Annotated in this window: 7 protein-coding genes; 6 read left to right on the top strand and 1 reads right to left on the bottom strand. The window is 55.6% G+C overall.

What is annotated here, in order from left to right; all coding sequences use genetic code 11:
• On the top strand, nt 1–203 hold a 203-nt coding region (locus tag SB13_RS17875; protein ID WP_200873534.1), incomplete at its 5' end, for a hypothetical protein.
• An 88-nt stretch (nt 204–291) separates the two neighbouring features.
• Here the strand turns inward: SB13_RS17875 and sseA are convergent.
• Entirely contained in the window at nt 292–1,152 is an 861-nt protein-coding gene (gene sseA / locus SB13_RS09325) for a 3-mercaptopyruvate sulfurtransferase (RefSeq protein ID WP_026740094.1), read from the bottom strand.
• A 396-nt stretch (nt 1,153–1,548) separates the two neighbouring features.
• On the opposite strand from sseA, the gene ndk reads away from it, so the two are divergent.
• The 5 genes from ndk to ispG all read left to right on the top strand — a co-directional run bounded on the left by ndk (nt 1,549) and on the right by ispG (nt 6,348).
• Nucleotides 1,549–1,980 (top strand): nucleoside-diphosphate kinase, encoded by a 432-nt coding sequence (gene ndk / locus SB13_RS09320; protein WP_026740093.1) that lies wholly within the window; start codon nt 1,549–1,551, stop codon nt 1,978–1,980.
• Nucleotides 1,981–2,140: 160 nt separating this feature from the next.
• Nucleotides 2,141–3,319: a dual-specificity RNA methyltransferase RlmN gene (rlmN, locus tag SB13_RS09315; RefSeq protein WP_026740092.1), complete on the top strand. Its 1,179-nt coding sequence runs from the start codon at nt 2,141–2,143 to the stop codon at nt 3,317–3,319.
• 136 nt (nt 3,320–3,455) lie between these two features.
• Nucleotides 3,456–4,214: a type IV pilus biogenesis/stability protein PilW gene (gene pilW, locus SB13_RS09310; protein ID WP_027063861.1), complete on the top strand. Its 759-nt coding sequence runs from the start codon at nt 3,456–3,458 to the stop codon at nt 4,212–4,214.
• Nucleotides 4,204–5,190 carry a cytoskeleton protein RodZ gene (rodZ, locus tag SB13_RS09305; RefSeq protein ID WP_026740090.1) on the top strand — a complete coding sequence of 329 codons (987 nt, stop codon included), beginning with the start codon at nt 4,204–4,206 and terminating at the stop codon, nt 5,188–5,190. Before pilW ends, rodZ begins: the two co-directional genes overlap by 11 nt.
• A 36-nt stretch (nt 5,191–5,226) precedes the next feature.
• Entirely contained in the window at nt 5,227–6,348 is a 1,122-nt protein-coding gene (gene ispG, locus SB13_RS09300) for a flavodoxin-dependent (E)-4-hydroxy-3-methylbut-2-enyl-diphosphate synthase (RefSeq protein ID WP_026740089.1), read from the top strand.
• Nucleotides 6,349–6,399 lie beyond the last annotated feature (51 nt).

The following is a 6,399-nucleotide window of genomic DNA, read 5'->3' as shown; positions in this document are numbered from 1 at the left end:
CCAAAAGCCAAAAGCCAAAAGCCAAAAGCCAAAAGCCAAAAGCCAAAAGCCAAAAGCCAAAAGCCAAAAGCCAAAAGCCAAAAGCCAAAAGCCAAAAGCCCTATGGCGCAGCGGGCGAACTTTCTATGGGCGAACGCACCTCACGTTCGATAATAATAGCGGTTCGTTCAGTTACTTCAGGCGAGAAGCTGATATACCGCTGAGGGTGTGATGGCGGGCACCACACGCGCTGTAACGGCCACGTTGAGTGGCCGTTTTCACGAGGCTATTTCGATTTTGGACGGATTGGCCTTAGTGACCCGCGCCAGTTTCAATCGGCAGGTCGTCTCGGCCGCCCCATTCGCCCCAGGAGCCGTCGTACAGTTTGACTTGAGGGGCATTCAGCACATACAGCGCTAACACAATCACGGCTGCCGTCACGCCGGAGCCGCAGCTTGCGACGAGGGGACGTTGGATATCAATCCCCTTCTGTTTGAACACGGCGGCCAGCTCCTCCGGCGTTTTCAGCGCGCCGTTTGCCACCAGCTCATTCCACGGCACGTTAAAACTGCCGGGAATATGCCCGCGGCGCAGTCCCGGACGGGGCTCATCGACATCGCCAGCAAAGCGCGGTGCTGGACGAGCATCGACAATCTGCGCGGAATGATCATGGGTGATCGCCAGCACGACCTCGGCCTGACAGATCACGCTGGCATCTAGCCGAGTGGTAAATGTCCGGGTTGGATGGGCGATGTTTCCCTGCTCTAACGGCAGTTGCTGCTGTTTCCATCCGGCCAGGCCGCCAGCCAAGATTGAAACCTTGGTCACGCCGAACGTTCTTAGCATCCACCAGGCGCGAGGCGCTGAAAACAAGTTGCCCTCATCGTATATGACGCAGTGTTGGCTTTCGCTGACGCCCAGATCTCCCATCGCCTGAGCGAAGGATGTGCTGTCCGGCATCATATGCGGCAGAGGCGAAGTCGCATCCGACAGCGTTTCGATATCGAAAAAAGCCGCCCCTGGCAGGTGTGCGGCCTCATATTCGGCCTGGATATCCCGCGTGGTATCGCCAGGCGGAAGCATCCGCGCATCAAGCAGTGTGATATCAGCGTCGTTGAGATGCGAATTGAGCCAGGTGGCGGTGACAAAGATGTCGGAGCCGGAAACAGACATGAGACCTCCCGTGCGGGCTGTCGATGCAGCCCGAGATAAGATGAGGATTGAATTGTCAGCGATTTTTCAGCATCGGACAAGCGCAAACCTGTTGCTAACGCCGGTTTCGGCGCGCTCTGTTTCAGGAATGCGAACGTTACCGGAGCACACTAATGAAACAGATGAAACGCGGTGGTTTGTTTGCTATCCGCTCCGCAGGTCGGGCAGAGAGTGAGTGTCAGACAAGGATTCAGCGTTATAATGATAGGAAAAGGACGATAAGATAACGTTATTTTAAAAAAATGTTATTTGACCGTAGGCAAGATGGAGGCGCAACCCTATAATCTGCGCCACTTTACGGTGCCGGGATCATCATTTTAACCGGCAGTTATCAGACAGTTATCAAATGAGGTCACTATGACGGTAGAACGTACTTTTTCTATCATTAAGCCCAATGCGGTTGCCAAGAATGTCATTGGCGCTATCTACAACCGCTTTGAAAGCGCAGGCTTCAAAATTGTTGCTGCCAAAATGCTTCATCTGACTCGCGAACAGGCCGAAGGCTTTTATGCTGAGCACAAGGGCAAACCTTTCTTTGACGGTCTGGTGACATTCATGACTTCCGGTCCCATTGTGGTTCAGGTTTTGGAAGGTGAAAATGCCGTGCAGCGACACCGTGACCTGATGGGGGCGACGAATCCTGAGAATGCGCTGGCGGGCACGCTGCGCGCTGACTACGCAGACAGCCTGACTGAAAATGCGGTGCATGGTTCGGACTCTCCGGCGTCCGCCGAACGTGAAATCGCCTATTTCTTCAGTGCGGATGAGGTGCACGCACGCACCCGCTAAGCAAAGACAAAGAATTAAAAGCGGAGTGGCGCTGGCACCTCCGTATTAAACTTTGTACAATGCCGCGCCCCGGAGCGAGCAGGCGCTCGGCCGGGGCGTTTCTTTATCCTTTATCACTTCTTTCGAGCCATAACGTGTAACAACGAGGCCATGAGTCAATATGTCTGAGCAAACCGTATCCCCGATCGCCACCGAGTCTGACGCTATCGCCGTTAAGCCGACGGGCACTGAAAAAATCAACCTGCTGGATCTTAACCGTCAGCAAATGCGCGCCTTTTTTGCCTCAATGGGAGAAAAGCCGTTCCGTGCCGATCAGGTCATGAAGTGGATCTATCACTACTGCTGTGATGATTTCAACGAGATGACCGACATCAACAAGGTGTTACGCACCAAATTGCAGGAGATCGCTGAAATTCGCGCCCCGGTTGTGGTGGATGAGCAGCGTTCCTCCGATGGTACGATCAAGTGGGCTATCCTGGTCGACGGCCAGCGCGTGGAAACGGTCTATATCCCGGAAGAAGAACGCGCGACGTTGTGCGTATCTTCTCAGGTCGGTTGTGCGTTGGAATGCAAGTTTTGCTCGACGGCGCAGCAAGGGTTCAACCGTAACCTGCGGGTTTCTGAAATCATCGGTCAGGTATGGCGCGCGGCGAAAATTATCGGCGCGGCCAAAGTCACCGGGCAGCGTCCTATCACTAACGTCGTGATGATGGGCATGGGCGAACCGTTGCTGAACCTGACCAACGTGGTGCCGGCGATGGAAATCATGCTGGACGATTTCGGTTTCGGTCTGTCAAAACGTCGCGTGACGCTGTCGACTTCCGGCGTCGTGCCCGCGCTGGATAAGCTGGGCGACATGATCGACGTCGCATTGGCGATCTCGCTGCACGCGCCGAACGATGAAATCCGTAACGAAATCATGCCGATTAACAAAAAATATAATATTGAGACCTTTTTGTCGGCAGTGCGGCGTTACCTGGATAAATCCAATGCCAATCAGGGACGTGTCACCATCGAATACGTCATGTTGGATCACATCAACGACGGAACGGAACACGCGCATGAGTTGGCGGAATGCCTGAAAAATACGCCGTGTAAGATCAACCTGATCCCGTGGAACCCGTTCCCCGGCGCGCCATATGGTCGCAGTTCCAACAGCCGCGTTGACCGCTTCTCCAAGGTACTGATGGAATATGGTTTCACCACCATTGTTCGTAAAACGCGTGGTGACGACATCGACGCGGCCTGTGGGCAGTTGGCCGGGGAAGTCGTTGACCGTACCAAGCGGACGATGAAGAAAAAAATGGTCAAGGATTCGATAGCCGTTAAAAGTGTATGATCGTGGTCAGCCCGAGAGGGGCGGACTGATGATAAATACATTTCAGAGGCTTATCATACTATGCTGAGGTAACGGCGGGCTCGTGTGCTGAGGCCGCCTGCCTTCGGCGAAAGACAATGGCTAAGGATAGTCAGAGATGAATGCACGTCGGCAGGGAAGGTGGCGGCGCGGTTTGGCCGTGGTATGCATGATGATAAGCGGGTGCGTGAACACCGCGGAAACCGTCTCACTCTCGCCCCAGGCGCAGACGCGTTTGCAACTGGGGTTGGCGTACCTTGAGCGCGGGCAGTTAGACGTCGCCCACAGCAACCTGCTCAGCGCCTTGAAGGCGTCCCCAAATGACTATCGCACTCAGCTGGGGATGGCGCTGTACGAACAGCAGATCGGCGAAAATGCGGCGGCTGTAAAACGTTATCACCAGTTGTTGCGACAGAGCCCCTCGAACGGGAACGTATTGAATAATTACGGTGCGTTTCTGTGTGGTTTAGGGCAGTATGTAACGGCGCAACAACAGTTTAGCCGCGCAGCGCAGCTCGCGGATTATCCGCAGGTTGCCGATGCTCTGGAAAATGCCGGTTATTGTTTTTTAGACGCCGGACAGCCTGATGAGGCGAAGCAACGGCTTAGTCGGGCCCTGAATTATGATCCGCGCAAAGGCCAACGCTTACTCGCGGAAGCTGAGCATCGTATGCATGCCGGCCATCCGGAACAAACGCGGATGCTCTTGAATATTTATCAGCCGAAATTTCCGGCGAGTGCCGAAAGTTTATGGCTACAGATTCGTTTCGCCGCGCTGGCGGGGGATACCGATGACGCGATGCGTTACGGTGCGATGCTGGCGCGAAGTTTTCCACAATCTAAACAGTACCAGCAGTTCTTAGCTAATGAATACTGAAGCCAATCAAGATAAAACAGCATCACCCATAGCCACTCCTGGGGAACGACTGCGTCAGGCGCGTGAAAGCTTGGGGTTGTCGCAGCAAGTCGTCGCAGAAAGGTTGTGCCTGAAAGTCTCCACTGTTCGTGAGATTGAAGAAGACAACACGCCTGCCGGCCTTGCTCCGACATTCCTGCGTGGATATATCCGTTCTTATGCCAAGCTGGTGCACCTGCCCGAAGACGAGCTGCTGCCGATGCTGGAAAAACACGTGGTGCCGAGCCGTACCTCTAACGTTTCCCCTATGCAGCACCTCGCGCTGGGCAAAAGCCGCAAGAAGCGCGACGGCTGGCTGATGACCTTCACCTGGTTGATTTTGCTAGGCGTTTTGGGGTTGACGGTCGCTTGGTGGTGGCAAAATCATCAGGCGCAGCAGCAGGAAATCAATTCCATGGTCGATCATGCGAACGCTACGCAGACTTCGCAGGATGGACAGCCGCTGGATTTGGGCAATGGCGAACCGGACCCGGTCGTCCCGGACGATAGCGCCACCAGTGGCGCCGCTACCGAAGTGACGCCGCCTGCCGACGCCTCTTCGGCAACCACCTCTACGCCGACGACGAATTCGCCTGCGCCGGTCGCTCCCGTCACGCCAGCTCCTGCGCCGACGGCGTCTCCGACTCAACCTTCTCCAGCGCCATCCTCCGCGGCTCCGACTGTTGAGACTCCGGCGCCTTCCGTGCCTGCATCGAATGTATTAGCGATGTCGTTCTCTGCGGACTGCTGGCTGGAAGTGGTGGACAGTACCGGCAAAAAACTGTTCAGCGGTATGCAACGCAACGGCGGTTCGCTGAATCTGAGCGGACAACCTCCTTATCGACTCAAAATCGGCGCCCCTGCTGCTGTACAGATTCAGTATCAGGGCAAACCGGTTGATTTGAGTCAGTACGTCAGAAGCAATCAGGTTGCACGTTTAACGCTGGCCGGCCAGTAATTTTCCGGCCGGTAGCGGCATTTTGGAGGTGAAGTTGTGAATAACCCCGCACCCATAACCCGTCGCAAATCAAAGCGCATTTACGTTGGTAAGGTGCCCGTCGGTGACGGCGCGCCGATAGCGGTGCAGTCGATGACGAACACCCGCACAACGAATGTTGAAGCGACGGTGAATCAAATCAAAGCGTTGGAACGTGTAGGCGTCGATATCGTTCGCGTCTCCGTCCCCACGATGGATGCCGCTGAGGCATTCAAGCTGATCAAGCAACAGGTGAATGTGCCGCTGGTTGCGGATATCCATTTTGACTATCGCATCGCGTTGAAAGTCGCCGAATACGGCGTGGATTGCCTGCGCATTAACCCCGGCAACATCGGCAACGAAGAGCGTATCCGCGCTGTCGTTGACTGCGCGCGGGACAACAACATCCCGATCCGTATCGGCGTCAACGCCGGCTCATTGGAAAAGGATCTGCAGGAAAAGTACGGCGAGCCTACGCCTGAAGCGCTGCTCGAATCCGCCATGCGCCACGTCGATATTCTGGACAGACTCAACTTCGACCAGTTCAAAGTCAGTGTGAAGGCGTCGGACGTCTTCCTGGCTGTTCAGTCCTACCGTCTGCTGGCGTCCCGCATCGATCAGCCGCTGCATCTTGGTATCACGGAAGCGGGCGGCGCGCGGAGCGGGGCGGTAAAATCCGCCATCGGTCTGGGGCTGCTGCTCTCCGAAGGGATTGGCGACACGCTGCGTATCTCGCTGGCGGCCGACCCGGTGGAAGAAGTGAAAGTCGGTTTCGATATTCTGAAGTCACTGCGCATTCGTGCGCGCGGCATCAACTTTATCGCCTGCCCGACCTGCTCGCGTCAGGAGTTCGACGTGATTGGCACCGTTAACGCGTTGGAGCAGCGACTGGAAGATATCATTACGCCGATGGACGTATCGATTATCGGTTGTGTGGTCAACGGACCGGGCGAAGCGCTGGTGTCGACGCTGGGCGTGACCGGCGGCAACAAGAAAAGCGGCTTTTATGAAGACGGCGTTCGCCAGCGTGAACGTTTTGACAATGAACAGATGATCGACCAACTAGAGTCCAAAATCCGCGCCAAAGCGGCGATGCTGAACGAAAGTAACCGCATCACCATCAACGTGGTCGATAAGTAACGGCGGCGGCATCGCATGAGATGCCGCCCTGTCGACAGCTTCCCAACCCGA

Source organism: Lonsdalea quercina subsp. quercina, assembly GCF_000688695.1.
GTDB classification, from domain to species: Bacteria; Pseudomonadota; Gammaproteobacteria; order Enterobacterales; family Enterobacteriaceae; genus Lonsdalea; species Lonsdalea quercina_D.
This window is presented reverse-complemented; position numbering and strand designations above follow the sequence as displayed.